We start from the raw sequence: 23,388 nt of genomic DNA on the forward strand, positions 1-23,388 counted from the left end.
TCGTGGTGGTGATGAGCCGGCAACCGCCGGACTGATCACTCCACCAGGAGGACACCATGCCCGCCACCTACACGTACGACATCTTCTCCACCCTCGACGGGTTCGGGTCCTACGGCCCGGGCGGCGACTGGGGCGGGTACTGGGGCAAGCAAGGCCCCGAACTGCTCGAGCACCGCTACGCGATCTACGGCGAGCCTCAGCGACTGGTCCTCGGGGCCAACACGTACCGGGACTTCGCCCAGATGCTCGCCGAGAGCAGCGAGGATGCCGATGTCCGCGACCCGTGGGTCACCCGCATGCGCCATCTGCCCACGACCGTGGTGTCGACCACCCTGGAAGCACCACTCGACTGGCCCGACGCCACGCTGGTCCGCGGCGATGCGATCGACGTCGTCGCCCAGCTGAAGGCGGAGTCCGACCTGCCGCTGCGCTCGCACGGCAGCGTGTCGATGAACCGCGCGCTCCTCGACGCCGGTCTTGTCGACTTCGTCCAGGTGACCGTGTTCCCCGTCATCTCCGGCCGCGTCGGGACCGTGCCGATCTTTCGCGGTGCCGCCGACTTCGATCTCGACCTGGTCGACAGCCGGACGTTCGACGGTCGCACGCAGGAGCTCACCTACCGTCCGACGCTGCACTGACCCGGCTGCCCGACGACGACCGGCCGGCGTGGTCCGGGACGTGCCGACAGTCGACCGACGCCGTCCCGGCACGCACGGTCCCGGGGCTGTGGGGCAACATGACCGTCATGGTGCCCAGGCCCGACGCCGCTCCCGACGCTTCCGCCACCTCCGCCGCTTCTGCCGCTTCCTCCGCTCCGGCCGGTCCGCCCGGTCCGGCGACGACCGGAGGGTTCGCCGGCTCCGCCGGTTCCCTCCACGAGGCCGTCGCCGAAGTACGACGGCGGTTCGCCGCCCGGCGGCCGCGGAGCGCGGCGCTGCACACCCGGGCGGCGGCCGTGATGCCAGGGGGCAACACCCGCACCGTGCTGTTCCACGAGCCGTTCCCGTTGCGGGTGTCGCACGCGTTCGACGCGAGGATCGTCGACGCCGACGGCATCGAGTACGTCGATCTGCTCGGTGACTACACGGCCGGGCTGCTCGGACACTCGGCCGCGCCGATCCAGGCGGCAATCACCCAGGCCGCGGCGGGCGGGCTGAGCTTCGGAGCCCACGGCCGCCGAGAGGTGGAGCTCGCCGAACTGGTGTGCCGCCGGTTTCCGGCGATCGAGTCGGTGCGGTTCACCAACTCGGGCACCGAGGCCAACCTGATGGCCGTGGCCACGGCGCGGGTCGCCACCGGTCGCAGCGACGTCGTCGTGTTCGACGGCGGCTACCACGGCGGCCTGCTGTCGTTCGGCGGCGGCGGCTCGCCGCTCAACGCGCCGTATCCGTTCCACGTCGCCACCTACAACGACCTCGACAGTGTCACCGCTGTCTTCGCCGAGCACGGCTCGCGGATCGCCGCCGTCCTGGTGGAGCCGATGCTCGGCTCCGGCGGCTGCCTGCCCGCCGCCGCCGGGTTCCTCGACGGACTGCGCCGGCTCACGAGCGGGCACGGCGCCCTCCTCATCGCCGACGAGGTGATGACGTCGCGGCTGTCTCCCACCGGCGCGGCCGACGCCGCCGGGGTGCGCCCGGATCTACTGACGCTCGGCAAGTACGTCGGCGGCGGCATGTCGTTCGGTGCGTTCGGCGGCGCCGCCGACGTGATGGCTCGCTTCGATCCGTCACGGCCCGGGGCGCTGGCGCACGCCGGCACGTTCAACAACAACGTGCTGTCGATGTCTGCCGGCGTCGCAGCACTGACCGAGGTCTACCCGCCCGAGCTGGCCGTCACCCACAACCGACGGGGCGACGAACTGCGTGCCCGCCTCAATGCCGTGTGTGCATCCCGAGAGGTGGCCGTGCACATCACCGGTCAGGGGTCGCTGATGAACGTCCACCCGCTCGCCGGCCCGCTCGCGTCGGTCGCCGCCCTGGCTGCCGCCGACGACCGCCGGCGTGAGCTGCTCTATCTCGACCTGCTCGAGGCGGGCTGCTACATCGCCCGCCGCGGCTTCATCGCCCTCAGCCTGGCCCTCACCGACGCCGACCTCGACCACTTCGTCGCCGCCTTCGACGACGTCCTCACCTCCCGCCGCCCCCTCTTCGCCGAAGTGTGACGTCATGACGCGGAAACCTGCCGTCGGAACTCACACTTCGGCGTCGGGTCCGGCGGGGCGATGAGCGATGAGGCCGGTTGGCGGCCTCATCGCTCATCGCGGCCGGAAATGGGCGAGGCCCCGTGGGCGCCGGCCGGAGCCGGGCCCACGGGGCCTCGTCGGGGGGACTCGGTCGAGTCGCTGGGACTTCCTCGCTTCGCTCAGAAGTCGAGTCGCTGGGGACTTCCTCGCTTCGCTCAGAAGTCGAGTCGCTGGGGACTTCCTCGCTTCGCTCAGAAGTCCATGTCACCGCCGCCGCCGGGCATGGCGGGGGCGGGCTCGGGCTTGTCGGCGACCACGGCCTCGGTGGTCAGGAACAGGGCGGCGATCGACGCTGCGTTCTGCAGGGCCGAGCGGGTGACCTTGGCGGCTTCGATGACGCCGGCCTTCACCAGGTCCTCGTACTCGCCGGTGGCGGCGTTGAGGCCGTTGGCGCCCTTCAGGCTGCGCACCTTGTCGACGATGACGCCACCCTCGAAGCCGGCGTTCTCGGCGATCTGCTTGAGCGGGGCCTCGAGCGCCTTGGCGACGGCGGCCGCACCGGTCGCCTCGTCGCCCTCGAGCTCGGCAACGGCCTTCTGAACGGCGGTCTGGGCACGAAGCAGCGCAACGCCGCCGCCGGGCACGACGCCCTCTTCGATCGCAGCCTTCGCCGTGGAGACGGCGTCCTCGATGCGGTGCTTCTTCTCCTTCAGCTCCACCTCGGTGGCGGCGCCGACCTTGAGCACGGCAACGCCGCCCGACAGCTTGGCGAGACGCTCCTGGAGCTTCTCACGGTCGTAGTCGGAGTCGGTGTTCTCGATCTCGGCCTTGATCTGGTTGATGCGGCCCTTGACGTCGTCGCCGGCGCCGGCACCCTCGACGATGGTGGTCTCGTCCTTGGTGATGATGACGCGCTTGGCCGAACCGAGCAGGTCGAGCGTGACGTTCTCGAGCTTGAGGCCGACTTCCTCGGAGATGACCTGGCCACCGGTGAGGATGGCGATGTCCTGGAGGATGGCCTTGCGGCGGTCGCCGAAGCCGGGGGCCTTGACGGCGACCGACTTGAACGTGCCACGGATCTTGTTGACGACGAGCGTGGCGAGCGCCTCGCCCTCGACGTCCTCGGCGATGATGACGAGCGGGCGACCACCCTGCATCACCTTCTCGAGCACCGGTACGAGGTCACGGACCGACGAGATCTTCGACGAGACGAGGAGGATGTAGGCGTCGTCGAGGCTGGCCTCCATGCGCTCGGTGTCGGTCACGAAGTACGGCGAGATGTAGCCCTTGTCGAAGCGCATACCCTCGACCAGGTCGATCTCGATGCCGAACGTGTTCGACTCCTCGACGGTGATGACGCCGTCCTTGCCGACCTTGTCGATGGCCTCGGCGATCTTGGCGCCGATCTCCGTGTCGGCGGCGGAGATGCCGGCGACCTGGGCGATCTGCTCGGTCTCGTCGACGTCCTTGGCGATCTTGCGGATCGTGTCGACGGCCGTCTCGACACCCTGCTCGATGCCGCGCTTCAGGCCCACCGGGTTGGCGCCGGCGGCGAGGTTGCGAAGGCCCTCGTGGACGAGCGCCCAGGCGAGCACCGTGGCGGTGGTGGTTCCGTCACCGGCGACGTCGTCGGTCTTCTTGGCGACTTCCTTGACCAGCTCGGCGCCGATGCGCTCGTAGGGGTCCTCGAGCTCGATCTCCTTGGCGATCGAGACGCCGTCATTGGTGATCGTGGGGGCGCCCCACTTCTTCTCCAGCACGACGTTGCGGCCCTTGGGCCCGAGCGTGACGCGCACGGCGTCGGCGAGCTTGTTCATGCCCGCTTCCAGCCCCTTGCGAGCCTCGGTGTCGAACGCGATCAGCTTGGCCATCAGTGTCCCTCCATTGGGTTGTTGGCGTCGGACGAGTAGTTAGCACTCAAAGACGGTGAGTGCTAGCACTCTATGCCAGCGAGCGCCAGCGAGCAACGCTGCGGAGCGCCAGCGAGCAACGCTGCGGAGCGCCAGCGAGCAACGCTGCGGAGCGCCAGCGAGCAACGCTGCGGAGCGCCAGCGAACAACGCTGCGGAGCGCCAGCGAACAACGCTGCGGAGCGCCAGCGAACAAAGGCAGCGGAGCGCCAGCGAACAAAGGCAGCGGAGCGCCAGCGAACAAAGGCAGCGGAGCGCCAGCGAGCAGCGGCACCGAGGGTCGAAACCCACCGAGGCCCGGTGCCGTGGACCCCTGGCGACAACACACGTTCTGCAGGAGCCACAAGGCCCTCGCACCGCCTCTTTGCTCCACCAGAAACGGTGCCCCCGCAGCGGGCGCTGGCCGAGCGACCGCGCGGCACACTGGAGGCAGCGTGTTCTGCAGGCGCGAAAGGCCCGTGGTGCAGCCTTCCTGCTCCAGCAGAACGGTGCGGCCGCGGCCCTCAGCCGCCGGCGACGGCGGGGATGATGCTGACGGTCTGGCCGTCGGGCACCACGGTGTCGAGGCCCTGGAGGTAGCGCACGTCGTCGTCGTCGACGAAGACGTTCACGAAGCGGCGCAACGCCCCGTCCTCGAGCAGGCGGTCCTCGAAGCCGGGGTGGGCGGTCTCGAGGGCCTTGACGATCTCGGCCAGCGTGCCGGCCTCGACCTCGACGGTGGACGCACCGCCGGAGATCGGACGCATGGTGGTGGGGATTCGCACGGTGACGGCCATGCCGTCACGCTACCGGTGATTCCCCACCTTGCCGGTCGGGTATCGGCAGCCTCCGTCGACGAAACGGTTCGCAGCCATCCTGTCGCCGGGCGAACAACGGTCGGCTCGCCCGACCAGGCAGTACTGTCGTCGACCGATGCGGGTGCTCGCGGCGCTGGACAAGTTTCGAGGGACGGCAACGGCCGCCGAGGCCACCGCCGCGGTCGGTCAGGCCGGCTGGACGCTGGGCGTCGACGTCGACGAGGTGCCGATGTCCGACGGAGGCGAAGGGATCTTGGAGGTGTTGGGCGGCGCCAACCGCACGAGCCTGGTGACCGGGCCCTCGGGCCAACCCGTCCAGGCCGGGTGGCGCCTCCAGAATCGCCGGGCGGTCATCGAGATGGCCGCAGCGAGCGGGCTCCTGCTCGCGGGCGGCGCCGAGCGCAACGACCCGCTGGCGGCCACGACTCGTGGCACGGGCGAGCTCATCGCCCAAGCCGCCGAGCAGGGCGCCCGCACCATCGTGGTGGGCCTCGGCGGATCGGCCACCACCGACGGCGGCCTCGGCGCCATCGAGGCGATGCACAGCCCGGCCCGCTACAAGTCGATCGACCTGCAGGTGGCCTGCGACGTGCGCACCCGATTCGTCGACGCGGCAGCGGTGTTCGCCCCCCAGAAGGGCGCCACGCCGGCCCAGGTGGCACTGCTCACGGCTCGTCTCAACCAGCTCGCCGAGCGCTACCTGGCCGACTACGGCGTGGATGTGCGTGAGGTCGATGGCACCGGTGCCGCCGGCGGACTCGCCGGGGGCCTGCTGGCGATGGGCGGACGGATCATCGGCGGCTTCGACGTCGTCGCCGACCACTTCGACCTCGACGAGCGCCTCGAGTCGGTCGACGCGGTCGTCACCGGCGAGGGCTATCTCGACGAGCAGAGCCTCGACGGCAAGGTGGTCGGTTCGCTCGCCTCACTCGCGGTCGGCGCCGGGCGACCCGTGGTGGCCGTCGTGGGGGCCGCCGACGACGCGGCCGCCGCCCGGCTCGTCGCGCTCGGGACGGCGGATGCCCCCGTCACCGTCGTGTCGTTGGTGCAGGAGTTCGGTGAACAGCGCGCGTTCGCAGAACCCCAGTGGTGCATCGAGCACGCCGCCGAACAGGCGTTGCGCGCCCTCGCCTAGCCTGCGGGGCCGTCTCGCCGACCCCACCCGCCCGACGATCTGGACACCGATCGTGCCACCGACGGCACGAACCGTGCCCGGCCCGGAGGACTACGCCGCAGTCGTGGTGGTCGGCGCCGGAGTGTTCACCGTTGGCGCCGTGGTGGCCGTGGGCAGGTCCTTGCCGGCCAGGTCCGTCCCGAGCATCACGAACACGGTGGCTGCCCCCGTGCTGTCGTCGCTCGGGAAGGGATCCGGCACCTCCTGTGGAGGGCCGACGCCGAGATCGTTGGCAAGCGCCTGTGCCACGGCCAGCGTCGCCGGATTGCCGGTCCCTGCGTTGTAGTACACGACGGTCGTGTCGATGGCGCCGGCGTTACTGGTGATGCCCTCGCCCTCCATCGTGTACGTGAGCGCAGCCAGCTTCTCCGTCATGTCGCCGGCCACGCCGCCGATCCCGGCGGCGTTGACGACCACCACCGTCGCTCCGGTTCGGGTGACGGCGGCCGTCGTGGGAGGCGCCGCTGTGGTCGGACTACCGGGTGCCTGGGTCACCACGGTGTTGCCCTGGGCGTCGGTGGGCGTGGGGATCGTGATCTCGGTGTCGGGCAGGCCGCCGGCGTTGCCGCCTCCACCGTCGATGGTGCGGAAGATCAAGAACCCCACCACGACGGCCACGACGGCCAAGATGATGGTGAGGGGTGAGCCGACCGGGGAGCCGTTGTCGCCCACCCGGGCGTAGCGGCTGCTGGCGCGTTCGGCCTGCGCCGCACCCACGCCGCCCGGATCGGTTGGATCACTCATTCGCTGACCCCTCGTTGAGAGACGTTGCTCGACGTGCTGAGTGTGCGACGCCGCCGGGCCCGGCGACGCTGGAAGCGACGCACGACCAGCGGGTCGTGCTCCATCGCTCCGGGAAGGTCGAGCACCTGGTTCAGTTCGACATAGTACTCGTCGGTGCTCACGCCGAACCGCGCGCGGATGAGGTCGTCGCGGGGCTCGTCGGACTGCCACCACGTGCGCTCGAAGTCGAGCATCTCCCGCTGCCGATCCGTCAGCCCGCCTTGCGCCCGCTGTTCGTTGCCCGCCTGATCCACGCCGGAGTCCTGGTCCATCCGCCCCAGTCTGACCGACCGAGGCCCGAAATGGTTGGATAGCTGGGTGATTTCGACGCTGCCCGACCGTCCGTTCCTCATCGGCGTCGCCGGCGGCTCGTCGTCGGGCAAGACCACCGTGGCCGAGCGCCTCGCCGAGCTGGCCGGCGCTGATTCGCTGGCCCTTCTCAAGCTCGACTCCTACTACGTCCACCTCGACGTCCCGCTCGAGGAGCGCAGGATGTTCAACTACGACCATCCCGACGCCTTCGACTGGCCGCTGCTCAACGACCACATCGCAGCCCTGGTCGCCGGCGCTCCCGTGCCCGTTCCGGTGTACGACTACGTCGACCACAACCGGTCGACGGAGGTGCGGATCGTGCACCCGGCGAAGATCGTGGTCGTCGAGGGAATCCTCGTGCTCTGGGAACCGGCCCTCCGAGAGCGTTTCGATCTCAAGGTGTTCCTCGACACCGACGCCGACCTGCGCCTCATCCGCCGCATCGAGCGCGACGTCGCCGAGCGGGGCCGCACCGTGGAGAGCGTGATCGAGCAGTACCTGACGACGGTCCGGCCCGCCCACGAGCAGTTCATCGAGCCGTCCAAGCGCTACGCCGACGTGATCATCCCCAAAGGCGGGCTCAACCGGCCGGCTCTGGACGTGCTGCTCGCCCGGGTCCGGGAGCTCGCTGGCGACGACCGTCCGGGCCCGTCACCGGCACATGACGGGTCCGTGACGGCGAGCACACAGAAATCGCGAAATTTCTCGAGGAACCGCGTCACGATCGCCCGGCTGCCCACTCCTGATACATGACGCATGCAACGTTTGGAGCGCGTTGCCGCGCGAGGACGCGGCCGCAGATGGGGCGACGGCGGTTATCACCCCGTCTGCGGCCGGGTCCACCCGACCCACCCATCTGCGGCCGGGTCCGCTCGCTCCGCATCTGCTTGTATCTGGGGATGAGTGAGACGACGTCAGGTGGGCCGTCCGACGGGCCGTCCGGTGGACGACCGAGTGCCCCGACGATCGTCGGGCAGCTGGCTGATGCCGATCGGCGGCGCGTGCTGGCCACGATCGAACTGGGAGCCACCAACCTCGTCGAGGTGACGGCCGCCGCCGACCTTCCCGAGCACCGGGCGGCCAAGGCCCTCGGACGGCTCGTCGACGCCGGCCTCGTGGTGAGTGGCGACGGCGGCCTGACCGTCGCCGGCGAGGTGTTCGCCCTGGCCGCCCGGGAGGCGATCGTCCGGCCGACGGACACCTCACACGATGACCAGCCCGGCGACACCCGCAAGGTGCTGTTGGCCTTCGCCCCGCACGGTCGCCTGGCCACGATCCCGACGGCCCCGGCCAAGCGGCTCGTGGTGCTCGATTGGCTCTGCCAGCAGTTCGAGCCGGGCCGCCGCTACACCGAGCGCGAGGTCACCGAGGCGCTCGACGGCCACGCGGTGGACGCCGTGACCCTGCGCCGCTTCCTCGTCGACGCCGAGTTGCTCGACCGCGACACCACCGGGCAGTACTGGCGCGCCGGCGGATCGACCGTCTGACACCTCGGCCCGGCGCCGCCACCGCCAGCACGAACAGCGCGACGGCAGCACCGGTTACCCGACGGGTAATCGCCGGCCGCTCCCGAGTCGTTCATCGTGGGGCACATGACCACCGACACCCCCACCACCGCAACCGGTACCCCCGTCGTCAGTGCCGCCCAGCAGGCCGCCATCGACGCCTACGTCGCCGCCTGGAACGAAACGGATGCCGCCAAGCGCGCCGCCCTGCTCGAAGACGGCACAGGCGAGGATCTCTGGTACCGGGACCCCATGCTCGAGGCCGACAGCCGCGATGCCTTCGCCGCCGTGCTCGGAGCCGTCCAGCAGCAGCTGCCCGGTCACGTCCTCACCCGCACGAGCGACGTCGACGCCCATCACGACCTGGTGCGCTTCAACTGGGCGCTCGGCGTTCCGGGCGAGGCGCCGACGTTCTCCGGCGTCGACATCGCCAAGTTCGACGGCGACGACAAGCTGCACCGCATCATCGGGTTCGCCGGCGAGAGCGTCGGCGCCTGAGCCGACGGCTGGAAGACTGGCCCCGTGCCCACCACCACCGCTTCGAGCACGGCGACCACATCGAGAACCGGCGGAGTCGGCGAGATGCTTCGGGATTGGCGGGAGGACCGCCGCCGCAGTCAGCTCGACCTCGCCCTCGAGGTCGGCGTCTCGACGAGGCACCTCAGCTTCGTCGAGACCGGCAAGTCCAAGCCGTCACCGGAACTGGTGCTGGCGATCGCCGAACGCCTCGCCGTCCCGCTGCGTGAGCGCAACTCGATGTTGCTCGCTGCTGGTTACGCCCCCCGCTACCAGCACACGCCGTTGGACGGCGAGGCCTTGGCCAGCGTGCGCGGCGCCCTCGACCAGCTCATCCAGGCTCACGATCCGTTCCCCGCCGTCGTCGTCGATCGTCACTGGAACATGGTGATGGCCAACCCCGGCGCCCTCGCCCTCACCGCCGGGGTTGCGCCGGACCTGGCGGAGCCGCCGGTGAACGTGTACCGCATGACGCTGCACCCCGACGGCATGGCCCCGATGATCGAGAACCTCGACGAGTGGGCGCACCACCTCCTCTCGACGCTCGACCGCCAGGTCGCAGCGACGCGGGATCCGGAGCTCCGGGACCTGCTCGACGAGGTGTCGTCGTATCCCAACATCGCCCACATCGACCGGGCGTGGCGGACCCGTTCGTCCGTGCCCACTGTCGTCGTGCCGCTACGCCTGCGGGCACCCGACGGCAAGGGCGGCACCGTCGTGCAGTCGTGGTTCTCGACGAACACGTCGATCGGGACCCCTGCCGACATCACCCTCGACGAGCTCCACATCGAGCTCTTCCACCCCGCCGACGCCGCCACCGCGGCCATGGTCCGCGGCTGAGCCTCGCCCCCGCCCGCAGCGATGCCGCGCGGAGGCCAGGCCCGGTCGGCCCCGCGGCGTCGGCACCACCTCCGTCGGGGGGTGCTTGCGGGGGGATTCCCCCCGCAATGCGGCGATCAGCGCAGCTTGCTGCGCCGCCGCCTCTTTCGACTCGTCGTGCGAGCGAAGCGAGCTCGATCAACCTCGCCGCAGGCGAGCGAGCGAAGGATGCTCGCCGAGGACGAATCGTCAGGCGGGGGTGAGGGAGACGGGGATGCCGTTGAGCACCGAGGTGCCGGTGAGCGGGTCGACCGCCTCGTCGTCGGTGAGGACGTTGGAGTTGACGCCGGCGTGTTCGGCCGCGACGCGCATCTGCGTTCCGGGCACGCCGTGACCCCAGCCGTGGGGCAGGCTGACGACGCCGGGCCGGATGCCCTCGAACAGCTCGACGGGCACCGTGACCTCACCGACCCGGCTCGCCACCACGGCCGGCGCCCCGTCGACGAGACCGAGCGCGGCGGCGTCGTCGGGGTGCACCTGCACCGTGCAGCGCGGCTTGCCCTTCACGAGCACGTTGACGTTGTGCATCCACGAGTTGTTGGACCGCAGGTCCCGCCGGCCGATGAGCAGAAATGGCCGATCCCCAGCACGTTCGCCCGCTTCGGTGGCAGCGGCGAGGGCGCCGTGCATCCGGGAAACGTCGCCGAGGATCTCGGGCGGCGCCAGCTCGATCTTGCCCGACGGCGTGCGGAGCACCTCGGGGAGGCGGGGCTCGAGGGCGCCGAGGTCGATGCCGTGTGGATTGGCCAGCAGATCGTCGAGCGTCAGGTCGTACGGACCCGTGCGCAGCATCAGATCGACGATGCGGGCCGGACCGGTGCGGCCGGCCGCGGCGACGGCGGCGACGACCTCGGGCGCGGCGTGCTTGGCGAGGTTGTCGAACACGAGGTCGTCGAACGTCGCGACGTCGGCATCGGGCCCGGCGCCGGCGGCGATGAGCGCCAGCTTGGCGAGCACCTCCCACTCGTCGGGCTGCACGACGCCGTCGGGACCGACGTCGAGGGGCAGGATCGGCTCGGACCAGTTGGTCACGTTGCGCAGGGCGAGTTGCAGGAGCGCGAGGTCGTAGTGCGGCTTCTGCAGCGCGCTCGGCACGGGCAGGATCACGTCAGCATGACGCGTGGTCTCATTGACGTAGATGTCCACGCTCACCATGAACTCGAGCGTGTCCAGTGCCCGGTCGAGACGATGGCCGACCGGGTTGGAGAGCACGGGGTTGCCGGCGACGGTGAGCATCGCCCGGATCTGCCCCTCACCCGGCGTCTCGATCTCGCCGGCGAGGGCGGCGACCGGCAACTCGCCGAGGGTCTCGGGCAACCCCTTGACCCGGCTCTGGCGACGGTTGATGCGCAGGCCGCGCCCGACCCCGGGCGTGCCGCGCGTGTTGGCCTGCCCGGCGGCCGCCTTGGTGAACATCGCCCCACCCGGCCGGTCGAGGTTGCCGGTGACGACGTTGACGACGTCGATCAGCCAACTGGTGAGGGAGCCGAACGCCTGTGTGGTGGTGCCCATCCGGCCGTAGACGGCGGCGGTCGGCGCTGCGGCCAGCCGGCGGGCGAGGTCGCGGATGGTCGCCGCGTCGATACCTGTGACCGCGGCGACCGACTCGGGGGTGAACGCAGCGACGGCCGCGACCGCCTCGTCGTAGCCCGCCACGTGGTCGACGAGCCGTCCGGGGGCCGCCAGGCCTTCGTCGACGAGGACGCTGACGATCGCGGCCAGGAGGAAGGCGTCGGTGCCGGGCCGGATCGCCAACCACTGCGTCGCCCCCTCGGCGGTGCGGGTGCGGCGGGGATCGACGACGACCACCTCGCCCCCGCGAGCGATGATCGCCTCCAGCCGGCCGGGCCAGTCGGGTGCGGTGGCGAGGCTGCCATTGCTCGCGTACGGGTTGGCGCCGAGCATCAGCAGGAAGTCCGTGCGGTCGATGTCGGGCACGGGCACGGTGAACCCGCCGAACATCAGCCCGGCGGACACCTCTTTGGGCCGCTGGTCGACCGTGCTCGCCGAGTACACGTTGGTCGTCCCGAGCGCCTTGGCCAGGCCCGACGTGTAGAGCATGGCACCGATGCTGTGGGCACTCGGATTGCCGAGGTACAGGGCGACGGCATCGCGACCGTGACGATCGACGACTCCGCGCAGGCCGGCGTCGACGGCGGCGAACGCCTCGGCCCAGCTGACCTCGACGAACTCGCCGCCGCGCTTCACGACCGGCCGGCGCAGCCTGTCGGGGTCCTCGTGCAGGTGCTTGAGCGTCGACCCCTTGGGACAGATGAAACCCTTGCTGTACACGTCGTCGAGGTCCCCGCGTATGCGCTGCACGACCTCACGCGCCCCTGCCGGCCCCGAGCCGGCGGCCTCCTCGCGGCGCAACGTGATCTCCAGACCGCAGCCGGCCTCACAGAGCGGGCAGGTGCGGAACGCCGTGCGTGTCCCCGTCATGCCGTCACCGTACGCCACCACGACGTGAGTTCTCGACACGAACTCTGACCGCGTCCGGAATCCTCCAGCCGCGCCACACTGGTGTGCGTGGCGACGCTGGACGACGTGCGGCCGTTGGGGTCGAGCCTCGAACGCTCCTACGAGGTCTACGTGCGCGACCGGTTGAAGTTCCGGGTGGGCAACATCGTCTACGCGGCGTTCTCGGCCGACGAGACGATCATGGGCTTCGGGTTCCCCAAGGACGAGCGCGACGCGCTCGTCGCCGGCGAGCCGCACAAGTTCCTCCTGCCGCGGACGTCCGACCTGCGGTTCCACTGGGTGCACGCTCGCCTCACCGCGCTCGATCCGGCGGAGGCGCGCGAGCTCGTCGTCGACGCGTGGCGCATGTGCGTGCCGCAGAAGGTGTGGCGCGCGTACGACCTCACCCATCCCGACGGGCCGGGCTGACCTGCACGCCCGGCCGTCACGACCGCCGGCGCCGCGACCGTTGCGAACGGCGGTGGGCGGAGCCGTGACACACTCGCGACCGTGAACGACAACGAGAAGGAAGAGATCGGCCGGCTGGCGGGACTCGGGGCGGGCATGTTGAGCGGGGCACGCATCGGCGCGATCGTCCCGATACCGCTGGTGGGTACATTCGCCGGCGCCGTCATCGGCGGCGTGCTCGGCAGCGAGGTCGGCAAGAAGGTCGGCAAGGCCGTGATCAACGGCGCCACCGAGTTCGTCGACACCATGAAGAACGAGTTCGGTACCCCCGACATCGTCGACACCACGGCCGCCGACTAACCCACGCAGGCTCGGCACGCGGCCTGACGTCGGGATGCGATCGGGGACCCGATCGGTCCGCGCGGCCTCCAGGCACCACCCGTCAGATGTCAGGCGGCGGGGCGGTGGCGGCGACGGGCCACGGCGCGCACGATGGCGCCGGCGGCGACGAGTGCGGCGGCCACCGCGACGATGCCGCCCATGGCCGCGCCGGTCCGCGAGAGCGGGTTCGGAGGGGTGGGGTCGGCCGGGCGGTCCGGTGCGGACGGGCTGGACGGGCCGCCGGGGGCGACGGGAACGATGGCGACCGCGTCGCGTAGGCGGATCTCGAGGGCAACGGAGAACGACCGGCGCTGGGCGTCGTTGCCGGCAGTGGCGTCGAGATGCACCGTGACGGCGACGAGGCGCGACGTACCGGCCGCCATCGGCTCGGCGATGCCGAAGTCCGGCGTGGACCGGGCAGCCGCGAACGTGCGGGACGCGGCCGCCGGGGACGTGCCACCCGCCGATGGGGACACGGCGAGCTCGATGCGCAGCTGAGCGGGGTCGAAGCCCGCCGCGTCGACGGCGGTGGCGGCGACGCGCAACTCGGCGCCGCCGTCGCTGGCGTTGCGGACGTGGAACACCGCCGTCGCCGTGCCACCGGGGACGAGGGACACGGCGTCGTCGAAGAGCGGCTCGTCGAGCCGGTCGGCCCACGACAGTCCGTCGCGGCTGAGCTGGAGCTCACCGGCAGCGGCGACCCGAGCGGGAGCGACGAGGAAGGCCACGAGCACCGCCGCGGCGACGGCGACGGCGAGGGCGCGGCTCACGTCTGCTCCGCCGCACCGGTCGCGCGCCGGCGCCGGTCGAGGGCAGAGCCGCCGACCAACCACGCGGCCCAGGCGATGAGGGCGCCGCCGCCGGCGCGCGTGACGACTCCGCGCTGGTCGAGATCGAGTCGGCTCGTGAGACGGCCGACGACGGGCACGACGTACCAGACCTTGCCGCGCACCTGGATCGGCTGCACCGGTTCGGGGTCGTCCGCCGCGTTGGCGTCGCCCCGGGTGATGAACGTCGTGCCGGCGGCGCTGCGGGCGACGCCGACGACGCGGTGTGTCACGAGCGTCGGATCGCCCGAGCGCGGTTGGTAGGTGATCACGTCGCCGACGCCCAGGGCATCGACGTCGACCGGCCGGACGACGACGAGGGCGCCGGGCGGGATGGCGGGGCGCATCGAGCCGCTGAGCACGGCGAGCGGCGCCGATCCCGACGCCCGCGGCACGACGACGAGGGCGAGCACGAGGAACACGACGAGCGAGAAGGCGGCGAAGACGACGGCAGTGCGCGCCCATCGCAGGAGCGAGCGGGCGGTCATGGCTCGTCACCGCCGGTGACCTCCCCCGCGGCCACCGGCGGAGTCGTCGCCGCCTCGGGCGAGGCTGTCGTGGTCGTCGTCCCGACAGTCGTGGACGCAGCTGTCGTGGTCGGTGCCACCGTCGTTGCCGTCGGGGCCGCGGTCGGCGGCGGAGCGAGCGGGGGCTCCGAGGCAGGCGTCGTGACCGGCGACGGCGACGTGGTGGCCGGCGCCGTGGAGGTCGTCGGCTCCGCCGTCGTGGACGTGGACGTGCTGGTCGACGTGGCCGTCGTGGTCGTCGTGGTCGTCGTGGTGGTCGGCGGGGCCATGCGCGCGCCCGACTCGTACGGGGCACACACTGCGCCCAGGGGAAGGAGGTGATGGACGAGCTGATAGGTGGGCGGCGCCGAGGACTCGTAGGCCCCGTACACGGAGTTGACGTGGATGGTGACCACGTCGCCGCCGAGCAGGAGGTCGAGAAGGTTGGCGATCAGCCCCGTCAGCAGGCCCTGTGTCATCGAGACGCTGTAGTTGCCGCTGCCACCGGAGTTGCCCGCCACCTCGACGAGCAGCTGGGGCTCGTTGTCGTTCCGCTGCAGGTACACCCGGTACCAGGCCGGTTCGGGAGACAGGGCCGGGTCGGGCCGCTGCCAGGTGAGGGTGGACACGGGAACCAATGCGCCGCTCCACGAGCACGACACGTTGCGCGGCGCCGGGATGGTGGGCAGGGCGACGTTGACGGTGGGGCGGACGGTGGTCGACGCGGTGAATCGGGCGGCGACCACGCCGCCCGACAGGAGCGCGGCGACGGCGACGAGGGCGGTGACGACGCGGGACGTCACGGCGCCACGCTCCGGGCCGCGAACGACAGGGTGACCGGGTCGGAGCCGACGGCGAAGGCCGGGTCGGTCACGGCCGGCACGGTCAGCGCCAGGCACAGCACGTCGCTGTCCGTCGCGGGCACGAGGATCCAGTCGACGAACGACTGGCCGATCAGCATGGCGGCGTCACCTGGCGCGGTGGTGAGATGCTGCGCCGGGAGCGTGCCCGGCGCGCACGCGCCGGCCGTCGCCACGGCATAGAAGCGACCGGTCACCGTGGTGCCGACGAGCGCGCCGGTGTGGGTGACGCCGGCGAGGCGGTACTCGAGCGTCGCCGTGCCGCTGTTGGCGAGCGTGATCGCCCTGGTGACGGTGGTGGGCCCTTCCAGCGAGCCGACCACGTCGACGTCGAACGTGACGCTGGGCGACGCGGTGAGCTCGACCGTCGCCGAGCGAAGCTGGCCGGAGGCGGCCGGGCGCGTCTGGCCCCACGCGGCCAGCGCGGTCGTCGCGCCGAGCGCGACGACCACAGCGGCGGCCGTCGCGAAGGCGCGACCCCACCACCTCCGGTGTGGACCGAGCATCGGAGCCCCGGCTACAGCGTCTGGCGGAGATCGAAGGTCACGGTGCTGAGATCGACCGACTGGCCCTGGGCGAGCTGGCCCCAGTCGACCGCACCGTTCTGATCGGGGAAGGCGATCGTCAGCACGACCGGCACCGCAATGGGGGTGTCACTCTGGCTGGAGTTGAACTCGGCGGCAGCGAAGTCGTAGCTGTCGTCACCGTCGCTCGTCCAGCCGGACGGCAGCGGCGTCACGGCCAGGTCGATGTCGAGCGCGGCGACGAGCTCGTCGTCGCCGGAGAGCGCCGTGGCATCGAACGAGAACGTCGCCTCCAGCGTGTCGCCGACGGCGACGATGTTGACGTTCTGGGTGAGCGTGAGGGTGTCGCCCGGCACGACCTGGTACTCGGCAGGGACGATCGCGGTACTTGCCTGGTTGACCCATACGGCGTCGGAGAGGCTGAACGACAGCTCACCGGAGTTGACGGAGCCGCCGTCGACACCTTCGGTCTGGTACCAGACGGCGAACGTGCCTCCTCCGAGGAGCATGGCGAGGCCAGCGGCCCCGACGATCGTGCCCTTGAGGAGGCGGCGGTCGCCTCGGGGCGCGGACGGTTCAGCGGGCAGGGGGGACTGCATGGCGGATTCCCTTCGGAACGGCGGAGTTCGGGTTCCCGGGGCGGCGTGTCCGTCGCCACCTGGTGCCCCGGCGGGGGCACGGTCCACCGTATGGACCGCCACCAGGCTCCGCCGGAGGCGAAGGTCCTTCCGACGCGTGACCAACGGCCGTTCGGCGCTCGTCTGACGGATGGCGGTGCACCGACGTGGCGACGGGCCGACAACGCCTCGTCGATCGCTGACCGGGAGCGGTCATGTGCGACGCCTGGAGAGTGCGCGCACAGGCGCTCCTGAGGCCTGGACGGGCACATCCCGGCGGACGGGCCGGGGGCGTCGGAACTCAGCCGGCGACGAGCGGCGACGGACGGGCGTCTCGCCACGCCCGGGCCAGCCGGTCGGCCCCCTCACGAAGGAGGTCGAGCGGGCGGTCGACGCAGATGCGCAGGTACGGACCGGGCAGGCGTCCGGTCACGCAGATGCTCCCTGGCGCGACGTGGACGCCATGCCGCCGGGCGAGACTGACGAACGGCCCGGAATCGGCGATGGGCAGCTCGGTCCACAGCACCGACCCGCCCTCGGGCCGGCCGATCACCGCCTCGGGCATCGCCTCCGATAGCAGTGCGTGGCCGTACTCCACGGCCTCGACCAGGCGTCGGCGCCGCTCGGCGGCGATGTCGTCGAGATGCGGGAGCAGGCTCAGGGCGATCAACTGGGATGGGGCCGAGGCCCCGAGGTCGATCGACAGTCGGCGGTACATCGTCTGTTCGATCAGCGGCTGCGGCGCGCGGATCCAACCGAGCCGAAGGCCGGCCCAGCACACCTTGCTGAGCGAGCCGATCGACACCACAGGAGCTGAGCGGCATGCGTCGAGGAACGTCTCGGGCCGGCTGACACCAGGGAACGTCAGGGCGGCGAGCGTGTTGTCCTCGATCACCGCGACGTCGTACCGGTCGACGATCTCGGCGAGGGCGCGAACGCGAGCCGGCGGCAGCACCTTGCCCGTCGGATTGTGCGGCCCGACCTGTACGTAGAGGGCGGCCGGGCGCTGCTCGACGATGACCTGTTCGAGCGACTCGGGGAGCATGCCGGCGCTGTCGATGCCGACCGGCGCGGCGCGCAGACCCTGACCGTCGAGGATGTCGAAGATCCCCGGGTAGTTGAGCTGGGCGAGGGCGAGCGGTCGATCGCGCCCGACCAGCGCCGCGATGAGCAGTGACATCGCCTGGTGCGCCCCCGACGTGATGTGGATCTCGTCGGCATCGGTCCGACGCGGCGGGCCCGTGAAGCCGCCCCGTCGATAGAGGTCGGCCACCGCCTCGGCCATCGCCGGCAGACCCATCACGTAGACGCCCGGACCGCCGCCCGACGCCGTGAGGAGGCTCATGTCGATCTCGACGTTGGGAAGATGCGACAGGTCGGGCGGGTTCCCGGTGGCGAGGTCGACGCCCCGGCCCACCGAGAGGTGGTCGGCGACGCGGGTCCCCACGGGCGCCGCCTGCACCGGGCTGGAGACGAACGTGCCACGCCCCTGGGTGGACCTGAGCAGGCCCTCGCCACGCAGTTCGTCGAGCGCCTCCGAGATGGTGGTGCGACTGACGGCGAGCGACTCGGCGAGCTGGCGTTCGGGCGGGAGCCGCCAGCCGGTGGGTAGGACCCCGGATTGGATCGCCCGTCTCAGGGCGTGGGCCAGACGGCGGGGCAGCGTTCCGTGCCCGACGTCGGCCCAGCCGGAAAGCAGCCCGCCGAGGTCGGGCACCGCGACCGCCAACGCGGTGACGTCGCCTGGCGACGGGCGGTCGGGATTGGCCCGCCGATTGGTCTGCGAATCCACCAGCCAATCGTACGCGATTGGCCCGGGCATCGCCAGTCCGCAAGGAGGACGATGGTCGACATGTTCGCTCCCTACTGCCCCACCTGCCGCCGCCGCATGCTGCTCGGCACCCGCCGCATCGTCACCGCCGATCTGCAGGAGGGCAGCCACTTCCGCGTCCTGCTCCGCTGCTTCTGCGACACCGTGGTCCACCACGACAATCCCGTCCCGTCCGTGGCCGACCCCCCGACCACCCGGGTCGCCTGATCCCGGGTCGCGATCGCGCGAGTGTGGGGGCGATGACGACCACGACAGTGCGCTGGGGCATCGCCGCCACCGGCCGGATCGCCGCCTCGTTCGTCGAGGATCTCGCCCTGCTCGACGGCCACGAGGTCGTCGCCGTCGGCTCGCGGACCGCCGCCGGTGCCGAGGCGTTCGGCGAGCGTTGCGGGATCCCCCACCGCCACGGAGCGTACGCCGACCTCGCCACCGACCCCGATGTCGACGTCGTCTACGTCGCATCGCCTCAGGCGGGCCACGCGCCGCACACGCTGCTGTTCCTCGAGGCGGGCAAGCACGTGCTGTGCGAGAAGCCGTTCGCCCTCAACGCCGCCGAGGCGGCAGCGATGATCGACGCGGCCACGAGCCGCGGGCTGTTCGTCATGGAGGCGCTGTGGAGCCGATTCCTGCCGGCCTACGTCGAGTTGCGCCGTCTGCTCGACATCGGCCAGATCGGCACACCGCAGGTCGTCGACTCCGACTTCGGCTTCCGCCTCCCCATCGACCCGGGACATCGGCTCTTCGATCTCGAGCGAGGCGGTGGGGCGTTGCTCGATCTCGGCATCTACCCACTGCAGCTCGCCACGCTCGTCCTGGGCGCCCCGGCGTCGGTGGTCGCCGCCGCGCACCTCGGCGAGACCGGCGTCGACGAATCGACGTTCGCCGTGGTCACCCACGAGGGCGGCGGCCACAGTGTGTCGAAGGCGTCGATCCGCACGCCGTTCGCCGGCCGCGCCCGCATCGCCGGCACCGACGGGGTGATCGAACTGCCGTCGCCGATGCACGTCCCGCGATCGCTGACGCTCACCGTGGGCGACGACGTCCAGCGGATCGAGACGCCGTTCGACGGCAACGGCCTGCGCTTCCAGGCGGTCGAGGTGGCCGCACGGATCGCCGCCGGCGACGTCGAGAGCCCGGTGATGCCGCACGCCGAAACCCTGCGCCTCGCCATGTTGATGGACGAGATCCGCACCACGATCGGCTTGCGGTTCCCGGGCGAATGAAGCGGCTCGGTCCTGCGTTCTTCGGGCGCGACTCCCCGGTGGTCGCGCCCGAGCTGCTCAATAAGCTGTTCCGGTTCGGCGGCTGTTCCGGCCGGATCGTCGAGGTCGAGGCCTACACGTCCGACGACCCCGCCAGCCATACGTTCCGCGGCAAGACCGCGCGCAACGCCGCGATGTTCGGCCCACCGGGTCGCCTCTACGTGTACTTCACGTACGGCATGCACCACTGCGTGAACATCAGCACCGGCCGCGACGGCGACGGCCAGGGCGTGCTCCTGCGCGCCGTGATCCCGGTGGAAGGCATCGAGCTCATGCGGATGCGTCGCGGTCCCGTGCGCGACCGCGATCTCACCAACGGTCCAGGAAAGCTCACCCAGGCGTTCGCCCTCGACCTGTCGCACAACGGCGAGCGGGCCGAGGTCTACGACGACGGCGCGGCGTCAGCCGGACCGACCCTCGTCGGTCCGCGCGTCGGCATCAGCAAGGCCGTGGACTGGCCCCGGCGCTTCCGCATCACCACCTGAGCCCAGCGCACCGCCACCGGTCGTCCACCGCCACCTGTCGAGCTGGCGGTAGTCGGGCTTGAAGCCGTTCTCCACGCCCCACAACACCGCCTGCGACCGGCTCGAGATCTTCAGTGTGCGGTACGCGCTGCGGATGTACGTCTTCGGTGGACTCCCGGGCGCGCCGTGCCGGTGGCCGCCGCGGGCTGGAGCGGAACGGTGCCCATGGCACCGCTCACGCTACAAGTGGTCGGGGCCGGCGGTGCTGCCGCGTCACCGGCCGGCCGACGACGTCAGGGCAGGACGCCCGCGTGGGCCAGCGCCAGACGAAGGAGGCGGTCGTGGCCGCCGGTCATCTGCTCGCGGACCGTCTCGCTCACCGCCTCGGCCGGCGTGAACCACGTGAGGTCGAGCGCCTCCTGCGTCGGCATGCAGTCGCCGGCGACGGGGACGACGTAGGCCAGGCTGACGGCGTGGTGGCGCGGGTCGTGGAAGCCCGACACGGACGGATCGGGGAAGTACTCGACGACGGTGAAGGGCGCCGGATTGGGCGGCACGTCGGGCAACGCCAGTGGACCGAGGTCCTTCTCGAGGTGGCGCAGCAGGGCGTCACGGACGCGTTCGCCGAACAGGACCCGGCCCGTCACCACCATGCGGCTGATCGACCCGTCGGCCGCCACTCGCAGCAGCAGGCCGACCTGGGTCACCTCGCCGCGCCCGTCCACGCGCACCGGGACGGCGTCGATGTAGACGAGCGGGACGTGGGCGCGTACCTGCTCCAGGTCTTCGGGCGAGAGCCATCCGACCGACGTTCTGGTGGTGATGTCGGTGTCGCTCACGAAAGGCGGGATCCGGCCGGCAACATGGCGCCGAGTCTGGCAGATCTCACCCCGTGGAACCGAGAACGGGTCCCGCCCGGGGCTGCCGCTACCGCCCCGACCAGTTCGGCGGGCGCTTCTCGGCGAACGCCCGCGGCCCCTCCTTGGCGTCCTCGGACTGGAAGACCTCGGGGACCAGTTCGGCCTGATGGGCCCAGAACTCTGCCTCGGTGCGGCCCGTGCGGTCGCGGATGAGCCGCTTGCTCATCGCCGTGGACAGCGGCGCGTTGGCGGCGATCCGTTCGGCCAGCTCGACGGCCGTGGCCACCGCCTCCCCCGGCTCGACGAGGCGCGACACCAGGCCGTACTGGTGGGCGACCTCGGCGGTGATCGGGTCACCGGTGAGGGCCATCTCGATGGCGACCGCTTCGGGCACGCGCCCGGGCAGGCGCAGCAGCGCGCCACCGGCGGCGAAGAGACCGACCTTGACCTCGGGGATCCCGAGCTTGACCCCCTTGGCAGCGACGAGGAGATCGCACGTGAGGGCGATCTCGAGGCCGCCGGCGAGGGCGAATCCCTCGACGGCCGCGATGAGCGGCTTGCGTGACCCGTCGGTGAGGAAGTCCCCGAAGCCACGGGGCGGGCCCTCGGCGGCGAAGGCCTTGAGGTCCATGCCCGCCGAGAAGCCGCGGCCGGCACCCGTGAGCACACCGACGCTGAGGCCGTCGTCGGTGTCGAGGTGTTCGATCGCCGCGCTCAGCTGCGTGGCGAGCGCCGTGTTGACTGCGTTCATCGCGTCCGGGCGGTTCAACGTGATGACGAGGACCCGACCTCGGGTCTCGGTGAGCACAGCGGCGTCGTCAGACATGGATCGACAGTACCGAGGCCTCGGCGGCCGCCACGTGTCGGGGTCGTCGCCGAGCGGGCACGCTCGTCGACGGCGCAATACGATCGACCTCGCATGTTCACCGGAATCGTCGAAGAACTCGGAACGGTCGTCAGCATCGACGGCGGCCGCATCCGCATCGGAGCCTCCACCGTGCTCGAAGACGTCGAATTGGGCGCCTCGATCGCCGTCAACGGCTGCTGCCTCACCGTCGTCGAGTGGGACGACGGAGATCCCGCGGCCGGGCGACCGGGCTGGTGGGAGTGCGAGGCGACTGAGGAGACGTTCAGCCGCACGAACCTCGATTCGATCCAACCCGGCGACCGCGTGAACCTCGAACGGCCGGTCCGGTTGTCCGATCGTCTCGGCGGCCACCTGGTCCAGGGCCACGTCGACGGCGTCGGCGAGATCGTCGTGCCGATTCCCGATCTCCAGGTGCGTTGCGATCCCGGGCTGCTGCGCTACGTCGTGGAGAAGGGATCGATCACCGTCGACGGTGTGAGCCTCACCGTGGTCGACGTGCTGTCCGACGGCTTCACCGTCGCCGTGATCCCGCACACCGGGGCGATCACCACGCTGGGGGTCAAGGGGCCCGGCGCGCGCGTCAATCTCGAGGTCGACGTCACCGCCAAGTACGTCGAGCGCCTGCTCTCCTGGAAGGTCGAGTCGCCGCAGCCGGTTGCGGCCTCGTCGTGACGACCCCGGGCGCCTAGTGGTCTGTCGCCGTGCTGGCCGCGACCCTCGACGAGCTGCGCACGGTCGCCGTCGCGGCGGAGGACGCGTCGGGGTACTTCCCGGCGATGTACGCCCGGGTCACCGACCGCATCCGGCGGGCCGCGGCCGACGGCCGGTTCGATGACGGCGACAAGATGATGCGGTTCGCCCGCGCCTTCGCCGACCTCTATCTCCGGCCCCGGCGCGGCGAGGTGGCGCCGCCGGGATGCTGGGAGGCGGCGTGGAGCGTCTCCGGCGACCGGCGGCTGCTGATCGTGCAGCACCTGCTGCTCGGCATGAACGCCCACATCAATCACGACCTGCCCCTGGTGGTGGTGCAACTCGCCGACGAACACGACGGGATCGATCCGTTGCGCGTGGACTTCGACGCCGTCAACGCGGTCCTCTCCGAGACGATGCCCGACGTGCTGGGCGACCTCGGCCGGGTGTCGCGCTGGGTCAACCTGGCGGCGGCGATCGGTGGCGGATCCGCCTTCAACTTCTCGCTGCGCGCGGCACGCACGCAGGCGTGGCGGACGGCGCAGCGCCAGCACCGGCTCGGTGCCGAGGAGCGACGCCGCGACACGGTTGCGCTCGACGAGTTGGTCCGCGTCCTCGCCTACCTGATCACCAAGCCGGCGTGGCCGGCCCGCTGGCTCGTCCCCATCGGGCGCCTGCTCGAGGACGACGACGCTCCTCGGGTGACGAAGAGCCTGCTCGGCCCGCTCGCCTGACGCGACCACGGTCGGCGAGCGCGACCGCGGACCGCTACC

General features: G+C 71.3%; 27 protein-coding genes. 14 read left to right on the plus strand and 13 right to left on the minus strand.

Features of this window, described 5'->3' with window-relative positions; translation table 11 throughout:
- The first annotated feature begins 56 nt into the window (after nt 1-56).
- Nucleotides 57-638 carry a dihydrofolate reductase family protein gene (locus DN771_RS09440; protein ID WP_116997116.1) on the plus strand — a complete coding sequence of 194 codons (582 nt, stop codon included), beginning with the start codon at nt 57-59 and terminating at the stop codon, nt 636-638.
- A 107-nt stretch (nt 639-745) separates the two neighbouring features.
- Complete coding sequence (locus DN771_RS09445; protein ID WP_116997262.1) at nt 746-2,161, plus strand: aspartate aminotransferase family protein; 1,416 nt, start codon at nt 746-748, stop codon at nt 2,159-2,161.
- Nucleotides 2,162-2,433: 272 nt separating this feature from the next.
- On the opposite strand, the gene groL is transcribed toward DN771_RS09445, so the two are convergent.
- Entirely contained in the window at nt 2,434-4,053 is a 1,620-nt protein-coding gene (gene groL / locus DN771_RS09450; protein WP_116997117.1) for a chaperonin GroEL, read from the minus strand.
- A 541-nt stretch (nt 4,054-4,594) separates the two neighbouring features.
- Complete coding sequence (locus DN771_RS09455) at nt 4,595-4,867, minus strand: MoaD/ThiS family protein (RefSeq protein ID WP_116997118.1); 273 nt, start codon at nt 4,865-4,867, stop codon at nt 4,595-4,597.
- Between the two features lie 136 nt (nt 4,868-5,003).
- Between DN771_RS09455 and DN771_RS09460 the strand changes: the two genes are divergently transcribed.
- Nucleotides 5,004-6,023, plus strand: a complete 1,020-nt coding sequence (locus DN771_RS09460; protein ID WP_116997119.1) for a glycerate kinase — start codon at nt 5,004-5,006, stop codon at nt 6,021-6,023.
- A gap of 90 nt (nt 6,024-6,113) precedes the next feature.
- Here DN771_RS09460 and DN771_RS09465 read toward each other — a convergent pair whose 3' ends face one another.
- Nucleotides 6,114-6,806, minus strand: coding sequence for a LytR C-terminal domain-containing protein (locus DN771_RS09465; protein WP_116997120.1), 693 nt, complete (start codon nt 6,804-6,806; stop codon nt 6,114-6,116).
- Nucleotides 6,803-7,117 (minus strand): DUF3263 domain-containing protein, encoded by a 315-nt coding sequence (locus DN771_RS09470; RefSeq protein WP_162941746.1) that lies wholly within the window; start codon nt 7,115-7,117, stop codon nt 6,803-6,805. The genes DN771_RS09465 and DN771_RS09470 overlap by 4 nt, the downstream gene beginning before the upstream one ends.
- Nucleotides 7,118-7,163: 46 nt before the next feature.
- On the opposite strand from DN771_RS09470, the gene udk reads away from it, so the two are divergent.
- From udk to DN771_RS09490, 4 genes are all read left to right on the plus strand, one after another.
- Nucleotides 7,164-7,910 (plus strand): uridine kinase, encoded by a 747-nt coding sequence (gene udk, locus DN771_RS09475; protein ID WP_227462301.1) that lies wholly within the window; start codon nt 7,164-7,166, stop codon nt 7,908-7,910.
- A gap of 146 nt (nt 7,911-8,056) precedes the next feature.
- Nucleotides 8,057-8,644 carry a DUF2087 domain-containing protein gene (locus tag DN771_RS09480; protein ID WP_162941747.1) on the plus strand — a complete coding sequence of 196 codons (588 nt, stop codon included), beginning with the start codon at nt 8,057-8,059 and terminating at the stop codon, nt 8,642-8,644.
- A gap of 105 nt (nt 8,645-8,749) precedes the next feature.
- Nucleotides 8,750-9,160 carry a nuclear transport factor 2 family protein gene (locus DN771_RS09485; protein WP_116997123.1) on the plus strand — a complete coding sequence of 137 codons (411 nt, stop codon included), beginning with the start codon at nt 8,750-8,752 and terminating at the stop codon, nt 9,158-9,160.
- Nucleotides 9,161-9,184: 24 nt separating this feature from the next.
- On the plus strand, nt 9,185-10,018 hold the full coding sequence (locus DN771_RS09490) for a helix-turn-helix transcriptional regulator (protein WP_205528504.1): 834 nt from the start codon (nt 9,185-9,187) through the stop codon (nt 10,016-10,018).
- Nucleotides 10,019-10,246: 228 nt separating this feature from the next.
- Here the strand turns inward: DN771_RS09490 and DN771_RS09495 are convergent, their stop codons facing one another.
- Nucleotides 10,247-12,499, minus strand: coding sequence for a molybdopterin oxidoreductase family protein (locus tag DN771_RS09495; protein WP_116997265.1), 2,253 nt, complete (start codon nt 12,497-12,499; stop codon nt 10,247-10,249).
- An 87-nt stretch (nt 12,500-12,586) separates the two neighbouring features.
- Between DN771_RS09495 and DN771_RS09500 the strand changes: the two genes are divergently transcribed.
- Entirely contained in the window at nt 12,587-12,946 is a 360-nt protein-coding gene (locus tag DN771_RS09500) for an MmcQ/YjbR family DNA-binding protein (RefSeq protein ID WP_116997266.1), read from the plus strand.
- An 81-nt stretch (nt 12,947-13,027) separates the two neighbouring features.
- Nucleotides 13,028-13,285, plus strand: coding sequence for a hypothetical protein (locus DN771_RS09505; protein ID WP_116997124.1), 258 nt, complete (start codon nt 13,028-13,030; stop codon nt 13,283-13,285).
- Between the two features lie 89 nt (nt 13,286-13,374).
- On the opposite strand, the gene DN771_RS09510 is transcribed toward DN771_RS09505, so the two are convergent.
- The 6 genes from DN771_RS09510 to DN771_RS09535 all read right to left on the minus strand — a co-directional run bounded on the left by DN771_RS09510 (nt 13,375) and on the right by DN771_RS09535 (nt 18,432).
- Nucleotides 13,375-14,076, minus strand: a complete 702-nt coding sequence (locus DN771_RS09510) for a hypothetical protein (RefSeq protein ID WP_116997125.1) — start codon at nt 14,074-14,076, stop codon at nt 13,375-13,377.
- Complete coding sequence (locus DN771_RS09515) at nt 14,073-14,621, minus strand: signal peptidase I (RefSeq protein WP_116997126.1); 549 nt, start codon at nt 14,619-14,621, stop codon at nt 14,073-14,075. The genes DN771_RS09510 and DN771_RS09515 overlap by 4 nt, the downstream gene beginning before the upstream one ends.
- Nucleotides 14,618-15,442, minus strand: a complete 825-nt coding sequence (locus tag DN771_RS09520; protein WP_116997127.1) for a hypothetical protein — start codon at nt 15,440-15,442, stop codon at nt 14,618-14,620. Before DN771_RS09520 ends, DN771_RS09515 begins: the two co-directional genes overlap by 4 nt.
- The gene (locus tag DN771_RS09525) at nt 15,439-16,005 is read right to left on the minus strand and encodes a hypothetical protein (protein WP_116997128.1); all 567 of its coding nucleotides are present in this window, start codon (nt 16,003-16,005) and stop codon (nt 15,439-15,441) included. Before DN771_RS09525 ends, DN771_RS09520 begins: the two co-directional genes overlap by 4 nt.
- Before the next feature lie 11 nt (nt 16,006-16,016).
- Nucleotides 16,017-16,622 (minus strand): alternate-type signal peptide domain-containing protein, encoded by a 606-nt coding sequence (locus tag DN771_RS09530; RefSeq protein ID WP_116997129.1) that lies wholly within the window; start codon nt 16,620-16,622, stop codon nt 16,017-16,019.
- A gap of 319 nt (nt 16,623-16,941) precedes the next feature.
- Nucleotides 16,942-18,432 carry an aminotransferase-like domain-containing protein gene (locus DN771_RS09535; RefSeq protein ID WP_162941748.1) on the minus strand — a complete coding sequence of 497 codons (1,491 nt, stop codon included), beginning with the start codon at nt 18,430-18,432 and terminating at the stop codon, nt 16,942-16,944.
- Between the two features lie 51 nt (nt 18,433-18,483).
- Here DN771_RS09535 and DN771_RS09540 point away from each other — a divergent pair, with 51 nt between their 5' ends.
- The 3 genes from DN771_RS09540 to DN771_RS09550 are packed head-to-tail and all read left to right on the plus strand — an operon-like array spanning nt 18,484 to nt 20,218.
- Nucleotides 18,484-18,678 (plus strand): thioredoxin domain-containing protein, encoded by a 195-nt coding sequence (locus DN771_RS09540; protein ID WP_116997131.1) that lies wholly within the window; start codon nt 18,484-18,486, stop codon nt 18,676-18,678.
- 32 nt (nt 18,679-18,710) lie between these two features.
- Nucleotides 18,711-19,694: a Gfo/Idh/MocA family protein gene (locus tag DN771_RS09545; RefSeq protein WP_116997132.1), complete on the plus strand. Its 984-nt coding sequence runs from the start codon at nt 18,711-18,713 to the stop codon at nt 19,692-19,694.
- Nucleotides 19,691-20,218, plus strand: a complete 528-nt coding sequence (locus tag DN771_RS09550; protein ID WP_116997133.1) for a DNA-3-methyladenine glycosylase — start codon at nt 19,691-19,693, stop codon at nt 20,216-20,218. Before DN771_RS09545 ends, DN771_RS09550 begins: the two co-directional genes overlap by 4 nt.
- Nucleotides 20,219-20,490: 272 nt before the next feature.
- On the opposite strand, the gene DN771_RS09555 is transcribed toward DN771_RS09550, so the two are convergent.
- Both DN771_RS09555 and DN771_RS09560 read right to left on the minus strand, forming a co-directional pair.
- Nucleotides 20,491-21,036: an NUDIX hydrolase family protein gene (locus DN771_RS09555; protein WP_227462302.1), complete on the minus strand. Its 546-nt coding sequence runs from the start codon at nt 21,034-21,036 to the stop codon at nt 20,491-20,493.
- An 88-nt stretch (nt 21,037-21,124) separates the two neighbouring features.
- Nucleotides 21,125-21,883 (minus strand): crotonase/enoyl-CoA hydratase family protein, encoded by a 759-nt coding sequence (locus DN771_RS09560; protein ID WP_116997134.1) that lies wholly within the window; start codon nt 21,881-21,883, stop codon nt 21,125-21,127.
- A gap of 93 nt (nt 21,884-21,976) precedes the next feature.
- Between DN771_RS09560 and DN771_RS09565 the strand changes: the two genes are divergently transcribed.
- Nucleotides 21,977-22,597 (plus strand): riboflavin synthase, encoded by a 621-nt coding sequence (locus tag DN771_RS09565; RefSeq protein ID WP_116997135.1) that lies wholly within the window; start codon nt 21,977-21,979, stop codon nt 22,595-22,597.
- Nucleotides 22,598-22,626: 29 nt separating this feature from the next.
- Nucleotides 22,627-23,349, plus strand: coding sequence for a DUF5995 family protein (locus tag DN771_RS09570; RefSeq protein ID WP_116997136.1), 723 nt, complete (start codon nt 22,627-22,629; stop codon nt 23,347-23,349).
- Nucleotides 23,350-23,388 lie beyond the last annotated feature (39 nt).

Origin of the sequence: Desertimonas flava (assembly GCF_003426815.1) — a bacterium.
Lineage (GTDB): Bacteria > Actinomycetota > Acidimicrobiia > Acidimicrobiales > Ilumatobacteraceae > Desertimonas > Desertimonas flava.

Coding starts and splice junctions, on each gene's coding strand:
- DN771_RS09440 (WP_116997116.1), top strand. CDS start 57: ATGCCCGCCACCTACACGTACGACATCTTCTCCACCCTCGACGGGTTC.
- DN771_RS09445 (WP_116997262.1), top strand. CDS start 746: ATGGTGCCCAGGCCCGACGCCGCTCCCGACGCTTCCGCCACCTCCGCC.
- groL (WP_116997117.1), bottom strand. CDS start 4,053: ATGGCCAAGCTGATCGCGTTCGACACCGAGGCTCGCAAGGGGCTGGAA.
- DN771_RS09455 (WP_116997118.1), bottom strand. CDS start 4,867: ATGGCCGTCACCGTGCGAATCCCCACCACCATGCGTCCGATCTCCGGC.
- DN771_RS09460 (WP_116997119.1), top strand. CDS start 5,004: ATGCGGGTGCTCGCGGCGCTGGACAAGTTTCGAGGGACGGCAACGGCC.
- DN771_RS09465 (WP_116997120.1), bottom strand. CDS start 6,806: ATGAGTGATCCAACCGATCCGGGCGGCGTGGGTGCGGCGCAGGCCGAA.
- DN771_RS09470 (WP_162941746.1), bottom strand. CDS start 7,117: ATGGACCAGGACTCCGGCGTGGATCAGGCGGGCAACGAACAGCGGGCG.
- DN771_RS09480 (WP_162941747.1), top strand. CDS start 8,057: ATGAGTGAGACGACGTCAGGTGGGCCGTCCGACGGGCCGTCCGGTGGA.
- DN771_RS09485 (WP_116997123.1), top strand. CDS start 8,750: ATGACCACCGACACCCCCACCACCGCAACCGGTACCCCCGTCGTCAGT.
- DN771_RS09495 (WP_116997265.1), bottom strand. CDS start 12,499: ATGACGGGGACACGCACGGCGTTCCGCACCTGCCCGCTCTGTGAGGCC.
- DN771_RS09515 (WP_116997126.1), bottom strand. CDS start 14,621: ATGACCGCCCGCTCGCTCCTGCGATGGGCGCGCACTGCCGTCGTCTTC.
- DN771_RS09525 (WP_116997128.1), bottom strand. CDS start 16,005: ATGCTCGGTCCACACCGGAGGTGGTGGGGTCGCGCCTTCGCGACGGCC.
- DN771_RS09530 (WP_116997129.1), bottom strand. CDS start 16,622: ATGCAGTCCCCCCTGCCCGCTGAACCGTCCGCGCCCCGAGGCGACCGC.
- DN771_RS09540 (WP_116997131.1), top strand. CDS start 18,484: ATGGTCGACATGTTCGCTCCCTACTGCCCCACCTGCCGCCGCCGCATG.
- DN771_RS09545 (WP_116997132.1), top strand. CDS start 18,711: ATGACGACCACGACAGTGCGCTGGGGCATCGCCGCCACCGGCCGGATC.
- DN771_RS09550 (WP_116997133.1), top strand. CDS start 19,691: ATGAAGCGGCTCGGTCCTGCGTTCTTCGGGCGCGACTCCCCGGTGGTC.
- DN771_RS09560 (WP_116997134.1), bottom strand. CDS start 21,883: ATGTCTGACGACGCCGCTGTGCTCACCGAGACCCGAGGTCGGGTCCTC.
- DN771_RS09565 (WP_116997135.1), top strand. CDS start 21,977: ATGTTCACCGGAATCGTCGAAGAACTCGGAACGGTCGTCAGCATCGAC.